Origin of the sequence: Corynebacterium sp. NPDC060344 (genome assembly GCF_042725215.1) — a bacterium.
GTDB lineage: Bacteria > Actinomycetota > Actinomycetes > Mycobacteriales > Mycobacteriaceae > Corynebacterium.
In genome coordinates this window covers 48,514-73,361 of the sequence record NZ_JBHXCS010000009.1, presented here as the reverse complement: position 1 = coordinate 73,361, position 24,848 = coordinate 48,514, and the positions used below count along the sequence as shown (strand labels likewise).

Genomic DNA, 24,848 nt, shown 5'->3' with positions numbered 1-24,848 from the left:
GTCGTCAAGCCATCACCTAAATCGAGCCGACGCCGTAACCCTCCAGCGAACCGAAGATGTTCTCCGGGGCCAGGCCGACCTTGATGGGCACGCCGCCCATGTCGCCGCCCGCGGTCTTCGGCGCAAGATTCGCGACGGTGCTCACGCCCATGACGCCGCCATGCTCGTAATCGCCGGCCTCCATCGGGGCGCGATAGACGAAGTCGACGACGACCGACTCACCCTTCTGAATGCGCGGATTGTCCTGGTACAGGCCCAGGAAACCGTCCTCGCTCCAGGCGACCTTCACCTCGCGCAGGCCATCGCGCTCGGCGACGGAGTACTCCTCCTCGCCGAGGACGTGCGCCGCCTCGCCGAGGGCGTTCTCCTTCATGCGCATGACGGAGACCAGCTGGAAACCCTCCGGCATGACGTTGCGCAGCTCGCGGACGAAGGTGTGGCCGCCATTGCCCTCCGCCTTCAGGCGCACCGTGACCAGACCGCCCGGCAGGACGCGCTGGCCCGCGACGACCTGCTTGTGCAGCGTGGCGTCGTAGACGGTGCCGACGAACGGCAGCGCGAGCTTGGCGTTGCCCAGCTCAACCGACTCGCCGGTGGACTCCGGCAGGCTCGGCATGATCGGGCTCAGGTCCGGCATGCCCGGGATCGCCTGGATGGCGCCCGGGGGGATGTTGGGGAGGCCGTCGCTGCCGGGGAGGTCTGCCTGGGCCGACGCGGGGGCGATGGCGCCGGCCATGAGGCCGACGGCGATGCCGGCGACGGCGACCGGGCGCAGGGCGCGGCCGGCGCGGGTGGCCTGGCCGGCGCGGGTGGCGCGGGATGCTCGAGTACGCATGGGGTTCCTCTCGGGATCGGACATCACGTGGCTTCAGCACGGACGGGACCGACGGGCGGCCCGGCTCGGTCGACGCCGGGGAGTCCTACGGGTTCAACGGCGTTCGGTGACATCACCACAACCTGATTTAATCCCAATAGTCACTTAAGCACCACCCGTCACACCCGTTTCGCGGGCAAATACACCGGAACGGGGTCACCCGAATGACGAAATCCGCCGCCCCCGATGCGGTCGGGAGCGGCGGACTATCGCCTGGTTCGCGCTGGTCCAGCGGGTGGACTACCTCATGCGCCGTTACTTCATGCGCTCGGCGGCGGCCTTCGCCTCGTCGATGTTGTCGTAGGGGTAGAGCTCCATGGACATGCCCTTGTTTTCGTCGGCCCAGAAGATCTTGCTGGAGCCGCCGTCGTAGGACGCGACGACCAGCTTCACGCCGCCCTCGTCCTTGACCATCTCGTAGTCCATGGTGCGGGCCTGGTCGGTGGCGGACTTGGCGAACTCATCGTCGTCGATGATCTCCACGTTGTTGCCGTCGATCAGGCTGCCCGACGTGCCCGAGCAGCGCATGCCCGGCACCGTGCGGTCGTCGACGCCGGTGTCGTAGGACGTGATGGTCACAGTGCCGGTGCTGCACGAGCGCACGTGGTCTCGCACGTACGCCGGCACCGCACTGGCGTAGGGCTCGGCGAGGGTGCCGTCGCCGGACTCCGCCGCACCGTCGTTGCTTGGCGACGCCTCCGTCGTCGTCCTTTCGCCGTCGTCCGTCGCAGCGGAGTCGTCGCCTTCGGCGGCGTCGGCGGTGGTGGTGGCTTCGTCGCCGCCGGTGTCGACGCCATTCGCGGTGGTTTCGGACGCCGTGTTCTCCGACTCGTCGTCGCCGCCGATGAACATGAAGGCCGCCACGGCCAGCACGATGATGCCCACCAGTGCGGCGATGCCGATCATGATGCCCTTGCCGCCGCCGCCCGATCCGGAGCCGGAGTTCGAGCTGGAGGGGCCTTCATATCCGCCGGAACCATAGGGGCCGTTCGGGCCACCGGGTCCGCCAGGGCCGCCGGGGCCGCCCGGGCCATTCGGCCCACCCGGACCACCGGGACCACCGGGATTGTTCGGCCCACCCGGACCGCCGGGATTATGTCCGCCGGCGCCGCCGGGCCCACCCTGCGCCCCATAAGCGCTGTACGCGCGGGTATCGGCGTCGCCGGCCCCGTATCCGCCGCCGTCACCGTACTGACCGGGGCCGCCGGGACCATTCGGGCCGCCCTGCGAACCGGGGCCGCCGAAACCGCCCTGATCACCCTGGCCGGCCGGACCGCCCTGGCCACCCTGGTTGCCGTAGGAATTCTGCGGGTTCGCGTACGGATTCGCCGGGCCATTGCCCTGCGCGTACGGATCCCCCGATCCCCCGTACCCGCCGCCGTTTCCCCCGCCATTTCCGCCACCGGGGACGCCGCCGGAAACGCCGTCGCCTCCGGGGTTGTCGCCGTATCCGTAATTCCGGTCGTTCATGACTTCTCGCCTTTCCGGTTCGTGATCGGGTTTCGGCCGGCGGGCCGTGCGCCCGCCGCCTTCGACGATGGGATGCACGAACCGGTCGGAAATGTTCCCGGCCCTGCCAAGAATTTCTCCACGCTTCCCGAAACGCCTGGACAGCACCGGTTTCCAGCTTCGCCACCGGCCACCTTCGCGAGGCCGATCACGTCCGGCGACATCCCCGTACTTTTGGGAAACATCGTTAATCCTTGCCCTCAGGCTACGCCCACATGTGACGTGTGTCACCCGCCAATTCACCCGCCCCATTCAACCGAACCGCTCACCCGGCCACGGCCCACATCGCCACCTGCCCCACTCATCCGTCCCATCCCCGCGATGCGACACCCCCTTAGTTGCATATTGCAGCCACACGCCGAGTGAACGCCGGTAAAAGCCCAGGACGCGAAATCGTGTGGCTGCGCTGGGCGACTAACTCCCCCGACGGCGGCCACGATCACCACTGCGCGGTACGCATGGTGCGCATGGGACGGGGCCCCGATGGCCGTCGCAAAGCTGCTTTACGACGCCGGCCCCCACCCTCTCAAGCCCTCACCCGGAGCGTCGCAAACTACTACCACCGCTCCACAAAACCGCAGGTCGCGGCTTTTGGTCGAGATGGATTGTGGTCGCTTCACACGCCGACCCCACCTCGAGCCGGCCACAGCTGGCATCATCACGCGCACCATCCGCCCCATCCCCGCGATGCGACACCCCCTTAGTTGCATATTGCAGCCACACGCCGAGTGAACGCCGGTAAAACCCCAGGACGCGAAATCGTGTGGCTGCGCTGGGCGGCTAACTCCCTCGACATCAGCCGTGATCACCACTGCGCGGTACGCATGGTACGCATGGGACGGGCTGTGGGTGGGCGTCGCAAAGCAGGACGGTGCGCATGGGACGGGCTGTGGGTGGCCGTCGCAAAGCTGCTTTGCGACGCCGGCCCCCAACCCCTCCGGCCCTCACCCGGATGCGGCGACCCCGAAAGCGACGAAAGCCCCCGGTCACAGGGTTGCTGTGCCGGGGCCCTCGCCACGCATTGCGGAAGTGGAGGGATTTGAACCCCCGGTCCGGTGAAGGACGCTCGCTTTCAAGGCGAGTGCATTCGGCCGCTCTGCCACACTTCCCCGCCCGCCGATCGCGGACCTCCCAATACTAGCCACGCCCCCGGCCTGCGCCCCAACCCCGCCCATCCGCGTGACCTCGACCACAAAGGCGCTAACGGTGGTTATGGTGGATTTCATGAAGGCGATCATCCAGACCAACCCCGACGACCCGCGTGCCCTGGAGTGGGGCGACGCCCCGACCCCCGAGATCGGCGATGGCGAGGTGCTGGTCAAGGTCCGTGCGGCGGCGGTCAATCGCGCCGACATCCTGCAGGCCCGGGGCCACTACCCGCCGCCGAAGGGCGTGACGGAGATTCTGGGGCTGGAGTGCGCGGGCGTCATCGAGGAGGTCGGCGGCAATGCGGGCGGCTGGCAGGTCGGCGACGAGGTCTGCTGCCTGCTGTCGGGCGGCGGTTTCGCGGAGTACGCGGCGGTGCCGGTCGGCCAGCTGCTGCCGGTCCCGCAGGGCTGGGAGCTGGAGCGCGCGGTGGCGATGCCGGAGGTGGCGTGCACGGTGTACTCGAACATCGTCATGGTCGCGGGCCTGAAGCAGGGCGACACGCTGCTGGTTCATGGCGGTGCGGGTGGCATCGGCACGTTCGCGATTCAGCTGGCCAAGTCGCTGGGCGCGACGGTGGCGGTGACGGCGGGCAGCGCGGAGAAGTTGGAGCGCTGCCGCGAGCTGGGGACGGACATCCTGATCAATTACCGCGAGGAGTCGTTCGAGGACGTGCTCAAGGAGCATGGCGGCGCGGACGTGATCCTGGACATCATGGGCGCGAAGTACCTGGACCGCAACGTCAAGGCGCTGGCGATGGACGGGCACATCGTCATCATCGGCATGCAGGGCGGGGTGAAGGGCGAGCTGAACATCGGCCGGCTGCTGTCCAAGCGCGGGTCGATTTCGGCGACGGGCCTGCGCTACCGCGACAAGGCGGACAAGGCGCGGATCGTTTCCGCCACGGAGGACGTCGTGTGGCCGCTTCTGGAGGACGGCACCATCTCCGACCAGATCCACGCCACCATGGACATCCGCGACGCGGCGAAGGCCCATGACCTTCTGGATTCGGGCGAGGTCACGGGCAAGATCGTGCTCACCGTCGGCGAGTAGCGGGCGGTCGCTTTACGACGGCCACCGCCCAACCCGTCACCGCTCAGCCGAGCAATGGCCGCCTCTCCCAGGGGCGGCCATTTTCGCCGCTCAGCTGTTGCGCCGCTCAGCCGAGCGAGGCGACGGCGCGGACGAGCTGGTCGACGTCGTGGGGCGTGTTGAACGGCTGCAGCCCCACGGTGACGGCACCGCCGGCCTCCATGACGCCCACCGCCTCGAGCAGGGCGGACCCGCCCGGCGCCACGGCGCTGGTGACCAGGTGGTTGTCCAGCAGGCGGCGCACCACGGTCGCGGCGGGCACGCCGGCGACGATGAAGCTCACCCGCGGGACGCGCTCGACGTCGGCGGCGCCGGGGACATCGGAACCCTCGCCATCGACCCCGATGATGTGGACCTGGTCCAAATTGCCCAGGGCGTCGATGAGGCGGGACGTGAGCGTCGACAAGTAGCGGCCCACCTGCGGCATGGACGCCTCGATCCGGTGGCGGCGCGTGCCGCGGGCCGTGGAGTCGAGGTCCGCGAGATGGCGGACCGACTCCGACACGCCGCCGAGCAGCGACGGCGACACCGGCGTGACCTCCAGGCGGCGGCGGCCGCGGGCGCCCGGCACCAGCGACATCGACGTCAGGCGGTCGAGCTGCGACGGATCGCGGAACACCAGCGCCGACACCTCCGGGCCGCCCCACGAGGACGCGTCGAGGAGCACGATGTCCGCGCCCATGCGCTGCATGTCCACGACGCGGTAGGGGGCGTAGGCGCAGGCGTCGACAAGCACCGACGCCCGCGAATTGGCGTGGACGATCCGCGAAATCTCCGCCACCGGGGCAACCGCCCCGACGTACGGATCGGCGGCGGGGACGACCACCAGGCGCGTGTCGGCGTCGACGAGATCGTCGAACTGCCACGCCGGGACCGCGCCCGTGGACAAATCGGCCTCCGCGACCCGCACCCGCGCGCCGAACATGTCGGCCGCACGGCGGAACGGGACCTGCGACACCGGATCACCCGTGCGCGTGAGCACCATCCCCGTGCCCAGCGAGAGCCGCCGGCCCATCGCCTGCATGAGCATGTGCACCAGCGCCTCGCGCGACGGGCCCAGCACCACGCCCTCCACGCGGCCGCCCGCGACATCCGCGAACGCCCGGCGCGCCATCGCCGCGAACTGATGGCCCGCCGTGATGCCGGCCTCCTGCCCGCGCGAATGCGAACCCGACGCCGCCTCCCCCGGCAACGACTTCGGCGCGGCACGGAACGCCGTCGCCATGGACGACAGGACGCGCTCCGGGATCTGGGCGCGCTCCCCGCCATTGAGGTACGTCCATCCGTCGGACAGGGACGAGTAGTAACCCCTGGTCGTGGGCACGTCGAAGGCCATGACCACCCTTTCCGGTCGCGAGCGCCAATACCGCCGATACGCGGCAGAAGCGAAACAATACCGACCGCGCCCACCGACTTTCCAGCCGGACCCCGCTCAACCCCACCGCGGCCCGACCGCATGGCCAACAGTATGCCCGCCGACGGCCTCAGATGAGACGGCGGGTAGGGCGCCGGGTACCCCGCCGGGTAGGTTGGACTCCGTGACGAACGCAGAACAACCAGGTCACCCGCCCACCGGATTGCGGGCCGACATCGACCGCATGACCGGCCACGGCGACCACGCCGCGCCGCCGCGGTCGCGGTCGCGCACCATCGCGGCGTCGTGGCAGGACCTGACCCGCGGCTACGGCCAGCGGCAGCTGTGGCTGCAGCTCGGCTGGCAGGACATCAAGCAGCGCTACCGGCGCTCGACGCTCGGCCCCTTCTGGATCACCATCGCCACCGGCGCAATGGCCGTGGCGCTGGGCCTGCTGTACTCGCTGCTGTTCCAGCAGGAGCTGTCCTACTTCCTGCCGCACGTGACCGTCGGCCTGATCATCTGGGGCTTCATCTCCGGCTGCGTGCGCGAGGGCTCGACGGTGTTCATCGAGAACGAGGGCCTGATCAAACAGCTGCCGTCGGCGCTGAGCGTCCACGTGTACCGCCTGGTGTGGCGGCAGCTGCTGTTCCTGGCGCACAACATGATCATCTGGGTCGTGCTGGTCGCCGTGTTCCGCCCCGACCTGGGGTGGGAGTTCCTGCTGGCCATCCCGGCGCTGGCGCTGCTGGTGGTCAACGGCGTGTGGGTGACCATGTTCTTCGGCATCGTGGCCACCCGTTACCGCGACGTGGCGCCGCTGCTGGAGTCGATGATCCAGCTGGTGTTCTACATGACCCCCATCGTGTGGACCACCAAGACGCTGCAGGAGCAGGGCGGCGCCGTCGCCGAGCGCGCGCGCATCGCCGAGCTCAACCCGCTGTACCACTACCTGGAGATCGTCCGCGCCCCGTTGACGGGCGAGCCGCTGGCGGCGTACCACTGGTGGATCGTTCTGGCGTGCACGGCGGCGGGCCTGCTGCTGGCGCTGGCCGCCATGCGCCAGTGGCGCTCGCGCGTGAGCTACTGGGTGTAGACGGCCACCGCTCGACAGGTACGGAAGCCACGGAAAGAAGGCACAACATGGTCAGCATCGACACTTACGACGCCTGCGTCGACTTCCCCATCTTCGACGCGAAGTCGCGGTCGATGAAGAAGGCGTTCCTGGGCGCCGCCGGCGGGGCGATCGGCCGCAACGACTCCAACGTGGTCGTCGTCGAGGCCCTGAAGGACATCAACCTGCATCTGCGCGAGGGCGATCGCGTCGGCCTGGTGGGCCACAATGGCGCCGGCAAGTCGACGCTGCTGCGGCTGCTGTCGGGCATTTACGAGCCCACCCGCGGCACCGCCGACGTCCGCGGCCGCGTCGCCCCGGTCTTCGATTTGGGCGTGGGCATGGACCCGGAGATCTCCGGCATGGAGAACATCATCATCCGCGGCCTGTTCCTGGGGCAGACCCGCAAGCAGATGAAGGACAAGCTCGACGACATCGCGGATTTCACCGAGCTCGGCGATTACCTGCACATGCCCCTGCGCACGTATTCCACGGGCATGCGGGTGCGTTTGGCGTTGGGCGTGGTCACGTCGATCGAGCCAGAGATTCTGCTTCTCGACGAAGGCATCGGCGCCGTCGACGCCGCATTCATGGCCAAGGCGCGGGATCGCCTGACCTCGCTCGTCGAGCGTTCGGGCCTGCTGGTGTTCGCGTCGCATTCCAATGAGTTCCTGGCGCAGCTGTGCGACACCGCCCTGTGGATCGACCATGGGCAGATCCGCGAGGTCGGCCTGGTCGACCAGGTCGTGGAGGCCTACGAGGGCAAGGAAGCCGCCGACGCCGTGCGCCGCATCCGCGACGAGCGTGGCCACCGGCCGCTGTAGGCGCGCACCAGTTCCTCCGCCCCGCCGTTCCGCGGGCGCGATCATGGCCGCGGGATCGTCTCGCGCCGTAGCGCTTCTCTGAGCTCTTGACTGCCGGCGGACGCACTCCAGCCCCGGCCGAGGACGCTTAGGGGCACACAGCGCCACTTTTGCGTTTGCGCTGGTCAGGGGTGCGGTGGCCGTCGCCAAGCAAGCCGAAAATGGCCGCGAGACGAACCTGAGAAGAACCTATTCAAGAACGTCCCGTACGTGGCCACCGACGAAGCCACGCACGGGATGAGATTGAACTTTTGGCCCCTCGATTCTTCAAGATCAGGCCGTACGTCTCCCTCGGACGGGACACGTACGGGACGAGATTGAATCGATGGGCCGGCACCAACGGCTTTCCGGGGTTCTCCGCACCGGCACCCGCACGATCCCGCTCCACGACAACACATTCACGGCCCGCAGCGGCCCCACCGCCGCCCCGCAACGCCGCCGCCGCGCCGCGGTGTGGGAAGATGACGCCATGACCGAGGGACCGAAGAGCAGCACCGCCGTCGTCGTCGTAACGCACAACCGCCTGCGGGAGCTGACCGGTTCCCTGGAGATCCTCGTCGGGCAAACCCACGCCCCCGAGTGGGTCATCGTCGTGGACAACGGCGACGACCCCCGCGTGCGCACTGTCGTCCAATCCGCCGACGCCAGCGCCGACGGCGGCCCGCAGACGATCTACCTGGGGTCGAAGACGAACCTCGGCGGCGCCGGCGGCTTCGCCTACGGCATGCTCCACGCCCTCGCGCTCGGCGCCGACTGGATCTGGTGCGCCGACGACGACGGCCGCCCCGAGGACACCACCGTCCTGGAGAAGCTCCACGCCTGCGCCGCGCGCCACGACCTCGACCAGGTTTCGCCGGTGGTCTGCAACATCGACGACCCCGGCAAGCTCGCGTTCCCGCTCCGCCGCGGCCTGACGTGGCGCCGCAACCGATCCGAGTTGCTTTCCGACGGCACCAACCCCAACCTCCCCCGCGTCGAAGACGAGGACGGCCGGGTGTGGTTCACCGGCTTCGCCGACCAGGAAGCCGCCACCGGCGTGCCGCTGCCCGAGGACCTGCAGTGCGCCGACGGCGAGCACGACCTGCTGCCGGGCATCGCCAGCCTGTTCAACGGCGCCCTGTTCACCGCGGCGTCGCTCGAGCGGCTCGGCGTGCCCGACTACCGCCTGTTCATCCGCGGCGACGAGGTCGAATTCCACCGGCGGCTGGCGCGGTCGGGGCTGCGTTTCGGCACCTGCCTGACCACCGCGTACCTGCACCCGTCGGGCACCGAGGAGTTCCACCCCATCCTCGGCGGCCGCATGCACACGCAGTACCCGTCCGACGACTTCAAGCGCTACTTCACCTACCGCAACCGCGGCTACCTGATGAGCCAGCCCGGCATGCGCAAGCTCCTGCCACAGGAATACGCCCGCTTCGCGTGGTTCTTCCTGATCCAGCGCCGCGACGTCCCCGGCTTCGTCCGCTGGTGGGCGCTGCACCGCCGCGGCCGCCGCGAGAACTTCGAGCGCTTCCGCCCGAAGAAGGAAGACTAGGGCGAGAAACCGAGCCGGGTAAACCGCGCCGGACACGACGCGACCCGGGCCCCACGCGGGGACCCGGGTCGACTCGTTCGGCGCCGGATAGCTAGAAGCCGTAGAGGCGCTCCCAGTTCTCGCGGCTGGTCAGCTCCGGCACCGCCTCGCGGTACGCCGCCGCCACCGCCGGGCCCTCCTGCACCAGCTGCCGGGTCAGCCCCGCCAGCTCCTTCAACAGCGCCTTCGCCTTCTCCGCATCACGCACCCGATGGCGCACGGCGGTCTGGCTGGCATCGGTGACGTACGCGTCGTCGTAAAGCGATACGTTCCACCACGGCGCATCCTCGAACGGCACGTACACCGGCCCCGGGCGCAGACGGCCCCGCAACTGCGACGCCAAGCGCTTGGCCAGCACCAGATCACCGCGGCGCCAATCCGGGTCCGGGCCCTTGCGGCCCACCGGCAGCACCGCCGGCACCTGCTCCAACGGCAACGGCATGGTCTCCGGGAAATCGCGGCGCTCCGCATTGACCTCCGCCAACGCCGCCCGGCCACCATCGGCCAGGAACTCCGGCCCCCGCAGGAAGTCCCGCACCGCCTTCAGGTGCGTGTGCGCCAACCCGTACTGCATGCCCGCAATCGACTGCGACACCTGGCGGGCCATCTCCTTGGCCACGCCCTTGGCATCGAAACGATTGCGCACCGCGGCGGTGACCATGCCATTGCGCATGGAGAAGTAATGGCCGAAGCCGTCGACGTCCTTCCAGTAGAAGTCCGCGTGCCACACCGCCGCACCCGGCACCGTCACCGTGGCGATGCCATGCTCGCGGCCGCGCAGGCTGTACTCGACGTCATCCCACTGGAAGAACACCGGCAGCGGGTAGCCGATGCGTTCGACGACCTCGCCCGGGATCAGGCACGACCACCAGCCGTTGTACTCCGACTCCGCGCGGCGCTCGGGCAGCTCCTCCGACGCGACGTCGTAATTGTGCACCGTGTACTGGTCGGTGGGCAGGCCGCGCGCCATGCGCCGCAGCTCCACCGCCTCCGCCGACGCCAACAGGTAATCCGGGTTGAACAGGTAGAGCATCTGCGCGCCCAGGATCGTCGGCTCCGTGGTGAACCGCGCCATCGCCGCCAGGCGCAGCACGCTCTCCGGCTCCGCCCGGACGTCATCGTCCATGAGCAGCACGTCGACGCCCTCGCACCCGCCGCGCGTGGCCTCGACGATGCCGCGCGTGAAACCGCCGGCGCCGCCCAGGTTCGGCTGGCGGATCAGGTTGAGGGTCTCGCCCAGGCGCTCCTGCGCCTCGCGGAACGGCGCCTGCTCCGCCACCGGCTGATCGCCCTGGTCGGTGACGTGGATCCGGTCGATGACGGAGACGACCCGCTCATCCGACGCGATCGTCGCCACCGTCGCCGCGCAATCCACCGGCCGGTTGAACGTGCAGATGGACAGCGCCAGCTTGCGCTCCGGGCGATCGGCCGCGGTGGTCCACCGCACGTCCGACACCGACGCGCCGGCCTCCGCGGTGCGGACCTCGATCCACATCGATCCGCCGTCGAGGAAGTCCCGCACCGGCACGGCGATGGAGATCTCGCCGGACTCCGCGACGACCTCCGCCCCCACCGTGCGCACGTGCGCGCCGATGTCCGAGGCCCGGACGAACACCTGCACCGGCGCGCCCTCCACCTCGACGCGGCACGACACCGCCACCTCGCGCACCGTGGTCCACCGCTGCCAATACGACGCGGCGAAACGGCCGAAGTACGTGTTCGTGGACACGATCGACTCCGCCGCCAACCGCACCCCCGACCGCTCGCGCACGCACGAGCCCGCCAGGATCCGGGCGTACAGGTCGGGGTTGACCCACTCCTGCGGCCCCCGGAAAAGGCTGCGCTGGATGAGCGCGGGATCGCCGCTTCCGGTGGTGGTGGACTCGGCGGGAACAGACTCAGACTCAGTCGATGTCATGGATTGAACGTATCAAAGCCCGGTCGACCTCGTAGATGGTCACGCCGCCGCGGTCGTAGACCTCGTCGAAAGCCGGGCTCTGGTCCAACTTGAGGAACCCGCCCGGGATCGAGTCGTGCCCGCCGACCCACGTTTCCGCGGAGATCACCCACCGCACGTCCAGCTTCTCGATCGCCCGCGCGGCCTCATCGCCCCACGTCGAGTACGGCATGCCGGCGTCATGGGCGACGCGGTTCAGCAGCATCCGGTCGGGGCCGTGGGTCGCGTTCGCGCGGCCCGTCAACGGCACGTGGAACATCACCGGCACGCCGTGCAGGGTGTACAGCCACGACGAGCCGTCGAAGGAATCGTTGAGCACCACGCCGCCGTCGTAACGCTTGGCCAGCCAGTCGTAGGCCTCGAGCTCGGCCTCCGTCACCGCGCCGTCGACGTCGCCGTAGTAGCGCCCGGCCAGCTCGGAGCGCGTCGGATTCGACGCCACCGCGACGAACGCCACGACGACGACCAGCACCGCACCGACGATCGCGCGCCGACGGCCCCCGGCCGCCCGTGCCCGGCGCATCAGCCACTCGGCGCCCGCGGCCGCGGCGACGGCCCAGCCCATCACGCCGATGGCCGCCAACCGCCGCCAGTCGTTCCACCACAGGCGGGTGATCTCGTCGGCCCACTCGGCATCGCTGCCGCGCGCGGCGGTGGCCAGCCACACGGCGACCGCGCCGACCAGGATCGCCGGCACCGCCCGCCGCAGCCCGGGCCGCCCCGACACCGCGGCGACGATGCCCGCCGCCGCCAGCGCCAGCACCACCCACTGCACCGCCGTCGGGGTGTCGCGCAGCAGACCCAGGTTGCCCGCGGCGGTCCAGAAGTCCTCCCGCGCCGGCCACGTCGTCCGCGACAGATCGTCCGACGCCCCGAAGTCGATGATCCACAGCAGCACCCCGGCCGCCAGCGCCCCTCCGAGCACCGGCCACACCAGGGATGCGGGGCGGGCGGAGGGTGCGGAGGGATCGTCGTCACGCACGCCCACGGCACGACGCCGCAGCGCCCCCGCGACCCGCCCGACCAGCGTCGCCGCGCCGAGCACGCCGACCACCGCCAACGCCGCCAACCCCACCGACGGATGCAGCGCCGCCACGCCCACCAGCGCAAACCCCACCGGCACGACGGCCCCCGGCGACGGATCCCGCACCGCCGCCGACGCCAGCGCCACCGCACCCGGCAACGCCGCCACCGCCATCCCCAGCGGCCCCAACTGCCCGTAATGCACCAGCATCCACGGGAACCACGGCAGCATCAGCGCCACGACCGCCGCCACGACGACCGCCGCCCCGCGCGCCCCGTACTCCACGGCCAGCGCAGCCGCGCCGAGCACGAAGATCAGCGCGGTCAGGGCGATCATCGCGGTGTACGTCGCCGGCATCAGCCCGCCATCGAGCAGGAACGCCAACGCCCCCACCGCGTGGTAGGCCGTCGGGTAGTAGTGCTCCGCGGCGGCCGGTTCGGAGATCGGCACCATGCACGTCGGGCACGCGCCGCCCGTTTCCGCGATCCACCGCATCGCCGAGCCGTGGAAGAACGCGTCCCAGCCCGGCACCACGGTGCCCAGCCCGCCGATGGCGTCGACGATGGACCAGCTGCCCAGCGCGCCGATGACCCACACCAGCGGCCACGGCCACGCCCGCCCCGCGAACCTGGGTGCCCGCCTTTCGGTTTCGGCCCCCTCGACCTCGGACACCCGGGTCGCGGCGGAGGCTGGGGCTTCCGGTTCGGCTTCGGTCACCGCTTCTGCTTTACGACGCCCACGCGCACCCCCCACCGCCTTCAACCCCGCGGCCACCAGACCGGCGAGCACCGCGACGATGGCGAAGGCGACCGCCGCCGAGCCCTGCGTCCACCGCAGGCCCCACGCATCGAACACGACGGTCAAGGTCCCCGCCACGCCGAACGTCACCGCCACCGACCCGGACAGCGCCGCGCCCACGCGGGACAGGCCGCGGGCCGGGGAGGAGGGGTCGTCGTCACGCAGCAACGGACGGCGACCACCGGCCACCGCCGACACCAGCGAGATGACCCCGCCCGGCACCACGATCACCGCCGCGACCAGCACGATCGCCGCCAATTGTTCCGACCAGGGCATCAGGCCTCACCACGATTCCGGGGCGCGCGGACGGCGACCGACACGATGGCCTCCACGCGAACCCCTCTCAATCCCACCCGCGGCAACAGCGCGCGGCTTCTACTTGACCTTGAAAATCACCGTGCGCTGCACGATGAAATTCACCACCGTGGCCACGCCCTGCGCCACCACGAACGCACCGAACTGCGCCAACTCCACCGACCAGCCCTGCTCCGCCAGCCACGGATTGAGCGTGGTGAAGATGCCCACCTGCGTCGCATACGTGAGCAGGTACAGCACCGCGACCGCCAGGATCTGCTTCGGCGACGACTTCGACTTGAACGTCCAGCGCACGTTGATCAGGTACGCCGTGATCGTGCCGAACACCCAGCCAATCGACTTGCCCCAAAAGTCCGACGCGCCAACGAAGTTGAGCATGACGAACGTCAGCCCGAAGTCCACCACCGCCGCAATGACGCCGGAGATGATGAAGCGCGTCATCTGCACCATCAGCCCGTGGTCATCGCGCGGCTTGTCGGACAGCGGCGCGGACGCGGACGTTTCGGCGCGGACGCCGTGGGGGTCGGCGGCGCGGTCCTCGCCGGCCGCGGCATTGGCGCTGGCCGCTGCATCGGCGCCCGCCACTCGCTCGGCGGCGCGGTCCTCGCTGGCCGCGGCATTGGCGCGGTTATCGCTGGTGGAGTCGTCGTTGGCCTTGTGCACGGAACGGAAGCCTACGCCACCGCGCGGCGCGGTCAACAAAACCGCGCGGCGCCCCCGGAATTGGTGCTCGGCCGGTGTTGAACGGCACTAACTGCCGACGCTTCCGCGATTTCGTTGCACGAAAACCGGGAAGCGTCGGCAGTTAGTGCCATTCACGTCAGCGGCGGAGGGCCTCGCGCAACAGATCGAGCTTGTCGACGACCCCCACCTGCTCCTCGCCGACCACCCCGACCTCTTCGAGGACGGCCCACGTGGCGGGGCACAGCTCCTCGACGTCTTCGCCGGTCAGGGGCGTGCCGTCATCGGCGACCCACCCCAGGGCGTCCATCACGTGGGAGGTGACGTCGTGGCGGATGTCGTCGTCGGTGAGCGCGGACAAGCAGAGGAGCGTCGCCAAGGCTGCGTCGCGGCCGGCGCCGTCGTCCGGATCCTCGGCGGGCAGTGCCCGCATGCGGTCGCAATCCTCGGCGACGCAGGTGCAGCCGGGCGTTCTGCGCAGGTCAAGAGCCTGCAGCAGCGGCACGAACTCGAACACGCCGGAGCGCTCGATCAAATCGACGACGTCATCCCGCGCCGTGGCCAGCGTGTTGCGGATCGACTGCTCGCCGGTCAGCAGCTCGTTGATCGCCGCGATGTCCGGGCCATCCGCACCATCCCGACCATCGGGCCGGTCGCCACCATCGGGCCGAACCGCACCGTCATCGAAGGCGAGACCATCGGGACTGGTGCGGCCTCCGGAAGCGCCGCGACCAGCGGATCCGCCCGGCGCGGGCACCACGCCGGCCGCCCCGGCCGCCCCGGCCGCGCCCGCGGCCCCAGGCGCCGCGACATTGGCCACGCGGCCACCGCGCCACAGCCCATCGATGGTGCCGGACCCGCCGATGCACAGCGCATCGGGCGTGGCCTCGTCGCGGGCGAAGGCCTCGCGGACGTCCAAACGGTGATCCCACAGCCCCCAATGCCAGGTCAGCGTGTCGCCGACATCCTGCAGCACGTCTCCGATGACGGTATCCAAAGGCACGTTGACGCTGATCCCCGCATCGAACCCCCGCGCGCCGCCTCTTCCCCCGGCCCCCGCGCGCCCATCCCCCACGCCGCCGCCCAGGGTGAACTTGGTGGGGGCGGATTCGCCGGGCCAGCCGAACATGACGCGCAGCGCGTCGGAAAGCTCCCTGAGCGTCAGGCGGTCGTTGATGCCGAACTGCCTGTGCACGACCTGGGGTTCCTCCGCCAAAACGGCACCGATGATCAGCGTGGCCGGTTCGGCGGCCACGCGCACGCCCGGGAAGGCGATGACGTTGTCGGTATCCGTCGACATGGCCACAAGCGTACCGACGCTCCCGAAACCCCGTCGGCCCCCAACGCCCTCGCCGGCACCCCGGATGGCTACTGCGCGGCGTACTCCAGTGGCACGGGCCGCGCGTCGGCGCCCCACGGTTCCCGCAGGTAGTCGCGCCGCCGCCGCTGCGACTCGACTTCGGCCCACGTCGCGGTGAGCTCCTCGAGCCCGCGCGCCCACGCCAGCACCGGCGCCGCGGCGGCCTCCCCCACGTGCGCGAATTCGATGGGTTCCACGTCGTCGATGGCGGGGAATCGCGGCGCGACGAGCTTGTCCTTGCCGGGCTTGGCCTTTTCCTCGGCGACGCGGTCCTTCAGTTCCTGCACGTGCGCGCGCAGGGCGGCGACGGTCGCGGGCAGGTCGACGCGGGGCCCGGGGGTCTGCTTGACGACGTCCGCCTCCTCCCCCACGACCAGCACCGCCGCCCCGGCGAACAGGCTGGCCAGCGTGCCGGCGGCGGCGTCGGATGCGGGGTCGACGAGCCACGCGCCGGAGAGCCGGTCGCCGGTGAGCTGCGGCGCGAGCTGCACGTGCCACACGGCGATCTCGCCGGAGCCGTTCGCATCCCCGGCTCCATCGGCGCCCTCGGCGGCACCGGCACCACCGGCAGCGCCCGGCGCGCCGACGACGGCGATGGTGGTGGGAGAGACGGGAGTGGTGGCGGTGTTGTCGCTCATGACGGAGAGGATACTGTTTGCCCCATGTTCGGATTCCTGAGGAAGAAGAAGAAAGACCCCGTCTACATCGCCGCGGAGCACACGGACACGCCGATGTCCGGCGAGATGACGCGCCTGGTCGCCCAGGAGCTGCCGCTGCTCGACAGCGTCAGCCGCACGCGCGTGTACCGGCTCCTCGAGGACTACGACGGCCCCACCATCACCTCTCAGGAGGAGATGCCGGCCGAGCTGCGCGAGCTCCTCGACCTGTAGGTCGGCGTGTAGGCCCCTCCCGGGCTTTGCGACGACGATGCCCGCGCGGGCCGTCGTCAAGCAAGAAAGAAGCCGGGGATTCTCAGGTATTTCTACGCCCGCTCGCGGGGCGCGCCCCCCTGTGGACTCATGCCGCCGGGAGTAGCCTGTTCCGTGATGTCTGCACACAACAACGGCACGTCCAGCACCGACGCTTCGAACGGTGCCCCCGGAGCCGTCTCCACAGAAGCCAGGACCCTCACCGGCTGGGGCCGCACCGCCCCCTCGACCTCGGAAGTCCTGTCGACCTCCGACGTCACCGAGATCGCCGCAGCGGTCCGCGCCGTCGCCGAGCAGAACGACGGCAAGCCGCCGCACCTCAAGCGCGGCGTCATCCCCCGCGGCATGGGCCGCTCCTACGGCGACCCCGCGCAAAACGCCGGCGGCCTCGTCGTGGACATGCAGGCCCTCAACCACATCCACTCCATCGACCCCGACTCGGCCATCGTCGACGTCGACGGCGGCGTCACCCTCGACCAGCTGATGAAGGCCGCGCTGCCCTACGGCCTGTGGGTCCCCGTCCTGCCCGGCACCCGCCAGGTCACCATCGGCGGCGCCATCGGCCCCGACATCCACGGCAAGAACCACCACTCCGCCGGATCCTTCGGCAACCACGTCGCGTCGATGGAGCTGCTCGTCGCCGACGGCCGCATCCTCCACCTCGAGCCCGAGGGCTCCGAGGACGACCCGTCCGGCGAACTGTTCTGGGCGACCGTCGGCGGCATGGGCCTGACCGGCATCATCCTCCGCGCGAAGATCCGCATGACCAAGACGGAGACGGCCTACTTCATCGCCGACGGCGACCTCACCGCCGACCTCGACGAGACCGTGGCGTTCCACTCCGACGGCTCGGAGCACAACTACACCTATTCCTCCGCGTGGTTCGACGCCATCTCCCCCGAGCCGAAGCTCGGCCGCGCCGCCATCTCCCGCGGCTCGCTGGCCACCCTCGACCAGCTGCAGGAGCTCGCCCCGAAGCTGGCGAAGGACCCGCTGAAGTTCAACGCCCCCCAGCTGGTGACGGTGCCCGACATCTTCCCGTCGTTCACCATGAACAAGCTGTCCATGATCGCCATCGGCGAGCTGTGGTGGCTGAAGTCCGGCACCTACAAGAACCAGGTGCAGAATCTGACGCAGTTCTACCAGCCGCTCGACCTCATCGGCGAGTGGAACCGCGGCTACGGCAAGAACGGCTTCCTGCAGTACCAGTTCGTGGTGCCCATGGACGCCGTCGAGCCGTTCAAGGACATCATCCGGGACATCCAGAAGTCCGGGCACTACTCGGCGCTCAACGTGTTCAAGCTGTTCGGCGAGGGAAACCGCGGCCACCTGTCGTACCCGATGCCCGGCTGGAACGTCTGCGTCGACTTCCCCATCAAGCGCGGCCTCGGCCCGTTCCTCGACGAGCTGGACAAGCGCGTCATGGAGTTCGGCGGCCGCCTGTACCTGGCCAAGGAGTCCCGCACCTCCGCGGAGAACTTCCACGCCATGTACCCGCAGATGGGCGAGTGGCTGCGCATCCGCAACGACATCGACCCCACCGGCGTGTTCCAGTCCGACATGAGCCGACGCCTCGAGCTGCGCTGACCGCGCGTCCCCGAGCAGCGACAACAACTTAGGAGCAACGAACATGATCAACGCCGTGGGCGTCCCCCAGTCCATCCTGGTGCTCGGCGGCACCAGCGAAATCGGGCTTGCCATCACCGCCGCTTTCCTGGAGAAGGGCCCGGCCAAGGTCACCCTCGCCGCGCTTGCCGACGACCCCGGCCGCGAGGCCGCCGTCGCCCAGATGCGCGCCGCGGGCGCGACCGACGTGCGCGTCATCGATTTCGACGCCATCGACTTCGACTCGCACCCCGACGTCGTCGACGAGGCGTTTTCCGACGGTGACGTCGACATCTGCATCGTCGCCTTCGGCCTGCTCGGCGACGCCGAGGAGCTGTGGCAGAACCAGCGCAAGGCCGTGCAGATCGCGCAGATCAACTACACCGGCGCCGTGTCCATGGGCGTGCTCGTGGGCCAGAAGTTCAAGGCGCAGGGCCATGGGCAGTTCATCGCCATGTCGTCGGCGGCCGGCGAGCGCGTCCGCCGCTCGAACTTCGTCTACGGCTCCACGAAGGCCGGGCTCGACGGCTTCTTCCTCCTCCTCGGCGAGGCGCTGGAAGAGTACGGCGTGAAGTCCCTGGTCATCCGCCCGGGCATGGTGCGCACGCGCATGTCCGCCGGCGTGAAGGAAGCGCCGCTGACGGTGAACAAGGAGGACGTGGCCACGCTGGCCGTCCGCTCCGTGGAGTCCGGCAAGTCGCTGGTGTGGGCGCCGCCGACGTTCCGCTGGGTCATGATGATCCTGCGGCACATCCCGCGCCCGATCTTCCGCAAGCTGCCGATCTAGGCGTTCCGCCGCGCGGGCCCGGGCAGCGCTCCGGCGCGCGGGCCCGGGCAGCGCTCCGGCGCGCGGGCCCGGGCAGCGTTCCGGCGTGCGGGGTCCGGGCAGCGTTCCGGCGCCCGGGGTCCGGGCAGCGTCCCCGCTCACCCCGGCCCCGCTCACCCGCCCCGAACCGCTAACCCACCCCGAATGGCTTAACCCACCCGTTGCAGCTGGTGGGTTAAGCCATTCGAGGTGGGTTTGCTCATGTGGAGCGAGGTCGGGGTCCGCGGCATATGCCAAACTGGGGCGCATGGCAGACAGCACCCCGGCGCCCACCACCGCGTCCACCCCCGACCCCGGCGCGACGGCAACGGCGACGGCGAGCCGGGCGCACCACGGCGGCTCCTTCGCCACCGACCCGGTCGGCGAGGTGTTCGCCGACGACCAGCTGTCCCTGAAGCACGCGGCGATCGGCATGGTCGCGGCGACGATCGGCGGCGCGGCGCTCGCATTCGTCGCATGGTTCGTGCTGCGCAGCATGTCGCTGCCCGCCTTCGGCGGCTCGATGGTCACCCGGGCGATCTCGTCGGCGGTGACCGTGGTCCTGCTGCTCGCCGTGACGGTGCTCCTCTACTTCTGGGCCACCCGTGGCGCAGGCGCCCGGCCCCGCTGGATGGAGCTGCTCACCTACGCCGCCGCGTACCTGTCGCCGGCGGCGCTGGTCGTGTCCACGCTGGCCATCCCGCTGGGCTCGACGCGGCTCTACCTCGACGGCATCAGCATCGACCAGGAGTTCCGCACCGAGTATCTGACCCGCATGACCGCGGAATTCGGGCTCAACGACATGGCGTACATCGACGTCCCGTCGTACTACCCCGCCGGCTGGTTCTTCGCGGGCGGCCGTCTGGCCAACCTGCTGGGCATGCCCGGCTGGGAGATCTTCCAGCCGTGGGCCCTGATCACCCTGGCCGCCGGCGGCTGCCTGCTGGTGCCCGTGTGGCAGCGGCTGTCCGGCTCCCTGCCCGTCGCCGCGGGCATCGCGCTGCTGACGACGGCCATCACCATCTCCACCACCGCCGACGAGCCCTACGCCGCCATCGTGGCCATGGGCCTGCCGCCGCTGGCGATCATGGCCCGCCGCGCACTGGCCGGCGCCTGGTCCGCGCTCATCGGCGTCATCGTCTTCCTCGGATTCTCCGCGACGTTCTACACCCTCCACACCGCCGTCGGCGCGCTGATCGTGATCACGCTGACTGCGGCGGTGTGCGTGGCGGAAAGGTCGTGGCGTCCCGTCGTCAAGCTTGTCGTGATGGGCGCGGGATCCATGCTCATCGCCGCCACCGTGTGGGCCCCCTACCTGTGGGCGACGCTGACCGGCGCGCCGTCCTCCGGCGCGACCGCCATGAACTACCTGCCCGACAACGGCGCCCGCGTGCCGCTGCCCATGTTCGCCGCGTCCGTCATCGGGCTGATGTGCCTGCTCGGCCTGATCTGGATGCTCGTGCGCGTGCTCGAGCCCGACACCCGCGCCATGATCATCGGGCTGGCCGTGATGTACGGGTGGGTCGTCGCGTCGATGATCGCCACGCTGGCCGGGCGAACCCTGCTCGGCTTCCGCCTGGAGACGCCCATCACCCTCATGCTGGCCACCGCCGGCGTCTTCGCCATCGCCGACATGAAGCTCAACGGCGTGGAAAAGCTCTGGCCCGAGGCCATCCGGCCCTCCGTCGCGCGGGCCATCAGCGCCGTGCTCGCCGCCGTGATCTTGCTCGCAGGAGTCGGCTACGCGCAGTCCATCCCCAACCGCCTCCACGGGCCCATCGACCTGGCGCACACCGACACCGACGGCTACGGCGAACGCGCCGACCGATTCGCCCCCGACGCCGGCGCCCACTTCCCCGCCGTCGACGCCGCCCTGCGCGAAGCCGGGCTCGACCCCGCCCAGTCCGTGGTGCTCACCGACGAACGCAACTTCCAGGCGTTCTTCCCCTGGTACTCGTTCCAGGCGCTGACCAGCCACTACGCCAACCCTCTCGGCGAGTTCGACCGCCGCAACGGCGCCATCGGCGAATGGGCGGACATCACCGACCCCGACGAGCTCATCGCCGCCATGGACGCCGACCCGTGGCGCGGCCCCGACGCCATCATCGTGCGCGGCGACTCCACCGACCCGGATTCGCCGTACACCCTCGACGTGGCCGACGACATCTACCCCAACAACCCCAACGTCCTCTTCCGCGGCGTCGCCTTCGATCCGGCGGCGTTCGAGGGCCGCTGGAGCACCACCCAGGTAGGCCCGTTCGTGGTCCTGATTAGGCAATAGGGGGCTTTTCCGTAAACTGGGTTTCCGTGTCTGCCGAAACCAGTGAAATCAAACGGAGCCCGGACCCGGACGAACCCGTGGTCACCGTCGACCGCATCGAGCGCCCGCCGATGGACGGCCCGAAGCCCCCGCAGGGCGTTCGGATCGCCGCCATCGCCGCGGGCATCATCGGTTTCCTGTGCTTCGTCGCGCTCCCCTTCCTCCCCGTCACCCAGACGCAGTCGACGCTGAACTGGCCGCAGAACGGCAGCCTCAACTCCGTCGACGCGCCCCTGATGGCGCAGGCCCCCGTGTCGCTGGACATGGACGTGCCGCTGTCGCTGGTGGACGAACTGCCGGAGGACCGCTCCGTGCTGGTCGGCACCCTGCCCCCGATGTCGAAGAACCCGACGGCCGAGGGCATGCAGGTGCGCCGCACCGACAACACCGTCGACGTGATCTTCCGCGACCGCGTCGTGCTGTCGCTCAACGAAGAAGAGGTCGGGGCCAACCGCGGCGGCGTCATCACCATCCGCTCCACGCACGAGGCGACCGAGGCGTTCATCGCCGGCGCCGTCGATGCGGAGGGGCAGCCGCTGCGCGGCGTCGTGGAGGAGGACGTCCGGCCGCAGACCACCGGCGTCTACACCTCCCTGCGCGCCGACGGCGACGCGGCGGCCGCCGTGGCCTCCGGCCTCGACGTCACCGTCGAGATCGACAGCCGGTACACGTCGAAGCCGACGGTGATCAAGTACATCGTCATGTGGCTCGGCCTGCTGCTGGCGCTGGTGTCGTTGTGGACGCTGTGGCGCATCGACAAGGTCGACGGTTCCTCGCCGACCCCGTGGCTGCGCAAGGACGCCTGGCGCGTCCGCCCGCTCGACGCGCTGGTCGGCTTCATCCTCGTGGCCTGGCACTTCATCGGCGCGAACACCTCCGATGACGGCTACATCTTCACCATGGCCCGCGTCTCCGACGAGTCCGGGTACATGGCCAACTACTACCGCTGGTTCGGCGTTCCCGAGTCGCCCTTCGGCGCCCCGTATTACGACCTGCTGGCGCTGATGGTCAAGGTGTCCACCGCCTCGGTGTGGATGCGCCTGCCGGCGCTCATCGCCGCGCTGGCCATCTGGTTCGTGCTCTCGCGCCTGATCATCCCGCGCCTGGGCAAGGACATCGCCGAGCGGCGCGTGGCCTACTGGTCGGCGGCCGGCGTGCTGCTGGCGTTCTGGCTGCCGTACAACAACGGCCTGCGCCCCGAGCCGGTCGTCGCCCTGGGCGCCCTGCTGACGTGGGTGTTCATCGAGCGCGCCATCCTCACCCGCCGCCTGTTCCCGGCGGCCATCGGCGTGGTCATCGCGACCCTGTCGCTGAGCTGCGGCCCCACCGGCCTCATGGCCGTCGCCGCGCTGCTGGCCGGCTTGCCGATGCTCGTGCGCATCGTCGTCGAGCGCCACAAGGCCCTCGGCGGCGGCGCCGCGGCCCCGCTGATGCAGACGGTGCCGTTCCTGGCCGCCGGCACCGCGATCCTCGTGGCCGTCGTCGGCGACCAGACGCTGGCGTCGGTGCTCGAGTCGACCCGCGTGCGCGGCGTCATCGGCCCGTCGATGCCGTGGTACGAGGAGCCGATTCGCTACTACTGGCTGATCCTCCAGTCCGTCGACGGCTCGTTCACGCGCCGCTTCGCCATGCTCGCCGCGCTGATGGCGCTGGTGATCACCATCGCCGCACTGCTGCGCCACCGCACCGTCCCCGGTGCCCTGGCCGCGCCGTCGATGCGCCTGGTGTTCATGTTCGCGGGCACCATGTTCTTCCTGACGTTCACGCCGACGAAGTGGACCCACCACTTCGGCGTCTACGCCGGCATCGGCGCGGCGCTGGCCGCCCTGGCCGCGATGGCGATTTCCCACTGGGCCGTCGGCTCGCGCCGCAACCAGGTGCTCTTCGCGGGCGTGGCCATCTTCATGCTGGCCTTCTCGCTGATGGGCATCAACGGCTGGTGGTACGTGTCGTCCTACGGCGTGCCGTGGTTCGACAAGACCGTGCAGCTCAAGGGCATCGAGGCCGGCAACATCGTCATGGCCATCGCCCTGATGGTGCTCGCCGCCGGCGCGGTGCTGCAGTTCATCCAGGAGTTCCGCGGCAAGGACCGCAAGCCCTCGACGCTGGCCGCGCGCCTGCGCCTGGGCACCGTGGCGGCGTCGCCGTTCGCGGTGGTCACCTTCATGGTGGTCATCTTCTCGGTGCTCAGCCTGGGCAAGGGCTTCGTGTCCCAGTACCCGGCCTACTCGGTGGGCCTGGGCAACCTGCGCGCCCTGACGGGCCAGACCTGCAACCTGGCCGAGGACATCCTCGTCGAGCCCAACGCCAACGACGGCTACCTCACCCCGGTCGGCGGCGTCTCCCTCGGCGATTCCCTCGATCCGGAGGGCAACGCCCGCGGCTTCGACGCCAACGGCCTGCCGGCCGAGATGACCGCCGACGCGGTGTGGGTCAACGATGGCCAGGCGAACACGGACCGCAGCGAGAACCCGGATTCCAACTGGGTCTCCGGCGGCGAGAACGCGTCGACCGACGGCGGCGTCGAGGAGGAGGCCGGCGTCAACGGTTCCCGCGCGTCGCTGCCGTACAACCTCGATCCGAAGCAGATCCCGGTGCTGGGCTCCTACTCGGATGAGATCCAGGTCCCGGGTTCGCTGGAGACGTCCTGGTACGAGCTGCCGGAGCGCTCCGAGGACGAGCACCTGATCGTCGTCACGGCCGCCGGCCGCATCTACCACCACGACATCAACGGCGTGGAGCAGAAGGGCCAGAAGCTGGTCGCCCAGTTCGGCCGCTGGACCGGCGCCGAGTGGGAGACGATGCACGAGGCCGAGCCGCTGGACATCGGCCCCGCCCCGACGTGGCGCAACCTGCGTTTCCCGGTGGATCAGGTGCCGGAGGGCGCCACCGCCGTCCGCCTGGTCGCCGAGGACAAGAACCTGTCGGGCGACGAGTGGATCGCGGTGACCCCGCCGCGCCTGGCGCAGATGCAGACGATGGGCGATTACATCGGCGCGGACACGCCGACGCTGCCGGACTGGGCGGTCGCGTTCCAGTTCCCGTGCCAGCGCCCGTTCGATCATTTCGCCGGCGTCGCGGAGATCCCGCGCTACCGCATCATGCCGGATCGCGAGCTGAAGGTCTCCTCCACGGATACGTGGCAGGGCCAGGCGGCGGGCGGCGTGCTGGGCATGGTCGACGTGGTCAACCATGCGGTGGCGCTGCCGACGTACCAGATCCACGACTGGGCCCGCGATTGGGGCTCGATCGAGGAGCTGACCACGCGCGCCAACGGCGATGACGTCCGCCCGGATGTCGCGGTGATCGACCACGAGCGGATCACGCGTTCCGGCCTGTGGTCGCCCGGCCCGATGATCGCGGAAGAGGAGTAGTCCTCCCGGGCGCGGGTGTTGCTTGACGACGCCCACGTCCCCGCCCCCGGCCCCGAGCCCGGGTGCCCCGTTTTCCGCGGGGCGCCCGGGCTCCGGCGTTTCCGGGGTGTGGCGGGGAATGCGGGTGGGCCGGGTGCGGCGGGTGCGGCGCCCTC

The 24,848-nt window shown here is 70.1% G+C and carries 17 protein-coding genes and 1 tRNA gene; 9 read left to right on the top strand and 9 right to left on the bottom strand.

What is annotated here, in order from left to right; translation table 11 throughout:
- Positions 1–16: 16 nt before the first annotated feature.
- The 3 genes from ACFWGD_RS10875 to ACFWGD_RS10865 form a co-directional block, all read right to left on the bottom strand.
- Positions 17–835 carry a hypothetical protein gene (locus ACFWGD_RS10875; protein ID WP_377778718.1) on the bottom strand — a complete coding sequence of 273 codons (819 nt, stop codon included), beginning with the start codon at positions 833–835 and terminating at the stop codon, positions 17–19.
- 294 nt (positions 836–1,129) lie between these two features.
- Positions 1,130–2,344: a hypothetical protein gene (locus ACFWGD_RS10870; RefSeq protein ID WP_377778717.1), complete on the bottom strand. Its 1,215-nt coding sequence runs from the start codon at positions 2,342–2,344 to the stop codon at positions 1,130–1,132.
- Between the two features lie 1,063 nt (positions 2,345–3,407).
- Positions 3,408–3,492: transfer RNA gene (locus ACFWGD_RS10865), tRNA-Ser, on the bottom strand.
- 115 nt (positions 3,493–3,607) lie between these two features.
- Between ACFWGD_RS10865 and ACFWGD_RS10860 the strand changes: the two genes are divergently transcribed.
- Positions 3,608–4,582 (top strand): NAD(P)H-quinone oxidoreductase, encoded by a 975-nt coding sequence (locus ACFWGD_RS10860; RefSeq protein WP_377778716.1) that lies wholly within the window; start codon positions 3,608–3,610, stop codon positions 4,580–4,582.
- Between the two features lie 106 nt (positions 4,583–4,688).
- On the opposite strand, the gene ACFWGD_RS10855 is transcribed toward ACFWGD_RS10860, so the two are convergent.
- On the bottom strand, positions 4,689–5,957 hold the full coding sequence (locus tag ACFWGD_RS10855) for an aminotransferase class V-fold PLP-dependent enzyme (protein WP_377778715.1): 1,269 nt from the start codon (positions 5,955–5,957) through the stop codon (positions 4,689–4,691).
- A gap of 262 nt (positions 5,958–6,219) precedes the next feature.
- Here ACFWGD_RS10855 and ACFWGD_RS10850 point away from each other — a divergent pair, with 262 nt between their 5' ends.
- The 3 genes from ACFWGD_RS10850 (at position 6,220) to ACFWGD_RS10840 (ending at position 9,486) form a co-directional block, all read left to right on the top strand.
- A complete protein-coding gene (locus ACFWGD_RS10850) occupies positions 6,220–7,071 on the top strand; it encodes an ABC transporter permease (RefSeq protein WP_377778737.1) in 852 nt (283 codons plus the stop codon).
- Between the two features lie 47 nt (positions 7,072–7,118).
- Positions 7,119–7,913, top strand: a complete 795-nt coding sequence (locus ACFWGD_RS10845) for an ABC transporter ATP-binding protein (protein WP_377778714.1) — start codon at positions 7,119–7,121, stop codon at positions 7,911–7,913.
- 508 nt (positions 7,914–8,421) lie between these two features.
- The gene (locus tag ACFWGD_RS10840) at positions 8,422–9,486 is read left to right on the top strand and encodes a glycosyltransferase (protein ID WP_377778713.1); all 1,065 of its coding nucleotides are present in this window, start codon (positions 8,422–8,424) and stop codon (positions 9,484–9,486) included.
- Between the two features lie 91 nt (positions 9,487–9,577).
- Here the strand turns inward: ACFWGD_RS10840 and ACFWGD_RS10835 are convergent, their stop codons facing one another.
- The 5 genes from ACFWGD_RS10835 to ACFWGD_RS10815 all read right to left on the bottom strand — a co-directional run bounded on the left by ACFWGD_RS10835 (position 9,578) and on the right by ACFWGD_RS10815 (position 16,298).
- The gene (locus ACFWGD_RS10835; protein ID WP_377778712.1) at positions 9,578–11,443 is read right to left on the bottom strand and encodes a glycosyltransferase; all 1,866 of its coding nucleotides are present in this window, start codon (positions 11,441–11,443) and stop codon (positions 9,578–9,580) included.
- Positions 11,430–13,580: a DUF6541 family protein gene (locus ACFWGD_RS10830; RefSeq protein ID WP_377778711.1), complete on the bottom strand. Its 2,151-nt coding sequence runs from the start codon at positions 13,578–13,580 to the stop codon at positions 11,430–11,432. The genes ACFWGD_RS10835 and ACFWGD_RS10830 overlap by 14 nt, the downstream gene beginning before the upstream one ends.
- A gap of 99 nt (positions 13,581–13,679) precedes the next feature.
- Positions 13,680–14,282: a GtrA family protein gene (locus tag ACFWGD_RS10825; RefSeq protein ID WP_377778710.1), complete on the bottom strand. Its 603-nt coding sequence runs from the start codon at positions 14,280–14,282 to the stop codon at positions 13,680–13,682.
- Between the two features lie 157 nt (positions 14,283–14,439).
- Positions 14,440–15,600, bottom strand: a complete 1,161-nt coding sequence (locus ACFWGD_RS10820; protein WP_377778709.1) for a hypothetical protein — start codon at positions 15,598–15,600, stop codon at positions 14,440–14,442.
- A 68-nt stretch (positions 15,601–15,668) separates the two neighbouring features.
- Positions 15,669–16,298 carry a hypothetical protein gene (locus tag ACFWGD_RS10815; RefSeq protein WP_377778708.1) on the bottom strand — a complete coding sequence of 210 codons (630 nt, stop codon included), beginning with the start codon at positions 16,296–16,298 and terminating at the stop codon, positions 15,669–15,671.
- A 24-nt stretch (positions 16,299–16,322) separates the two neighbouring features.
- Here ACFWGD_RS10815 and ACFWGD_RS10810 point away from each other — a divergent pair, with 24 nt between their 5' ends.
- The 5 genes from ACFWGD_RS10810 (at position 16,323) to ACFWGD_RS10790 (ending at position 24,693) form a co-directional block, all read left to right on the top strand.
- Positions 16,323–16,550 (top strand): hypothetical protein, encoded by a 228-nt coding sequence (locus ACFWGD_RS10810; protein ID WP_377778707.1) that lies wholly within the window; start codon positions 16,323–16,325, stop codon positions 16,548–16,550.
- Between the two features lie 156 nt (positions 16,551–16,706).
- A complete protein-coding gene (locus tag ACFWGD_RS10805) occupies positions 16,707–18,176 on the top strand; it encodes an FAD-binding protein (RefSeq protein WP_377778706.1) in 1,470 nt (489 codons plus the stop codon).
- A 43-nt stretch (positions 18,177–18,219) separates the two neighbouring features.
- Positions 18,220–18,981, top strand: a complete 762-nt coding sequence (locus tag ACFWGD_RS10800) for a decaprenylphospho-beta-D-erythro-pentofuranosid-2-ulose 2-reductase (protein WP_377778705.1) — start codon at positions 18,220–18,222, stop codon at positions 18,979–18,981.
- 286 nt (positions 18,982–19,267) lie between these two features.
- Positions 19,268–21,280: a galactan 5-O-arabinofuranosyltransferase gene (locus ACFWGD_RS10795; protein WP_377778704.1), complete on the top strand. Its 2,013-nt coding sequence runs from the start codon at positions 19,268–19,270 to the stop codon at positions 21,278–21,280.
- Positions 21,281–21,306: 26 nt separating this feature from the next.
- Positions 21,307–24,693, top strand: coding sequence for an arabinosyltransferase domain-containing protein (locus ACFWGD_RS10790; protein ID WP_377778703.1), 3,387 nt, complete (start codon positions 21,307–21,309; stop codon positions 24,691–24,693).
- Positions 24,694–24,848 lie beyond the last annotated feature (155 nt).

Excerpts from the sequence above, each read along its gene's own strand:
- ACFWGD_RS10840 (WP_377778713.1), top strand. The coding sequence starts at position 8,422 with ATGACCGAGGGACCGAAGAGCAGCACCGCCGTCGTCGTCGTAACGCAC.
- ACFWGD_RS10800 (WP_377778705.1), top strand. The coding sequence starts at position 18,220 with ATGATCAACGCCGTGGGCGTCCCCCAGTCCATCCTGGTGCTCGGCGGC.
- ACFWGD_RS10870 (WP_377778717.1), bottom strand. The coding sequence starts at position 2,344 with ATGAACGACCGGAATTACGGATACGGCGACAACCCCGGAGGCGACGGC.
- ACFWGD_RS10820 (WP_377778709.1), bottom strand. The coding sequence starts at position 15,600 with ATGTCGACGGATACCGACAACGTCATCGCCTTCCCGGGCGTGCGCGTG.
- ACFWGD_RS10805 (WP_377778706.1), top strand. The coding sequence starts at position 16,707 with ATGTCTGCACACAACAACGGCACGTCCAGCACCGACGCTTCGAACGGT.
- ACFWGD_RS10860 (WP_377778716.1), top strand. The coding sequence starts at position 3,608 with ATGAAGGCGATCATCCAGACCAACCCCGACGACCCGCGTGCCCTGGAG.
- ACFWGD_RS10875 (WP_377778718.1), bottom strand. The coding sequence starts at position 835 with ATGCGTACTCGAGCATCCCGCGCCACCCGCGCCGGCCAGGCCACCCGC.
- ACFWGD_RS10850 (WP_377778737.1), top strand. The coding sequence starts at position 6,220 with ATGACCGGCCACGGCGACCACGCCGCGCCGCCGCGGTCGCGGTCGCGC.
- ACFWGD_RS10795 (WP_377778704.1), top strand. The coding sequence starts at position 19,268 with ATGGCAGACAGCACCCCGGCGCCCACCACCGCGTCCACCCCCGACCCC.
- ACFWGD_RS10815 (WP_377778708.1), bottom strand. The coding sequence starts at position 16,298 with ATGAGCGACAACACCGCCACCACTCCCGTCTCTCCCACCACCATCGCC.
- ACFWGD_RS10830 (WP_377778711.1), bottom strand. The coding sequence starts at position 13,580 with ATGCCCTGGTCGGAACAATTGGCGGCGATCGTGCTGGTCGCGGCGGTG.
- ACFWGD_RS10835 (WP_377778712.1), bottom strand. The coding sequence starts at position 11,443 with ATGACATCGACTGAGTCTGAGTCTGTTCCCGCCGAGTCCACCACCACC.
- ACFWGD_RS10845 (WP_377778714.1), top strand. The coding sequence starts at position 7,119 with ATGGTCAGCATCGACACTTACGACGCCTGCGTCGACTTCCCCATCTTC.
- ACFWGD_RS10810 (WP_377778707.1), top strand. The coding sequence starts at position 16,323 with ATGTTCGGATTCCTGAGGAAGAAGAAGAAAGACCCCGTCTACATCGCC.
- ACFWGD_RS10855 (WP_377778715.1), bottom strand. The coding sequence starts at position 5,957 with ATGGCCTTCGACGTGCCCACGACCAGGGGTTACTACTCGTCCCTGTCC.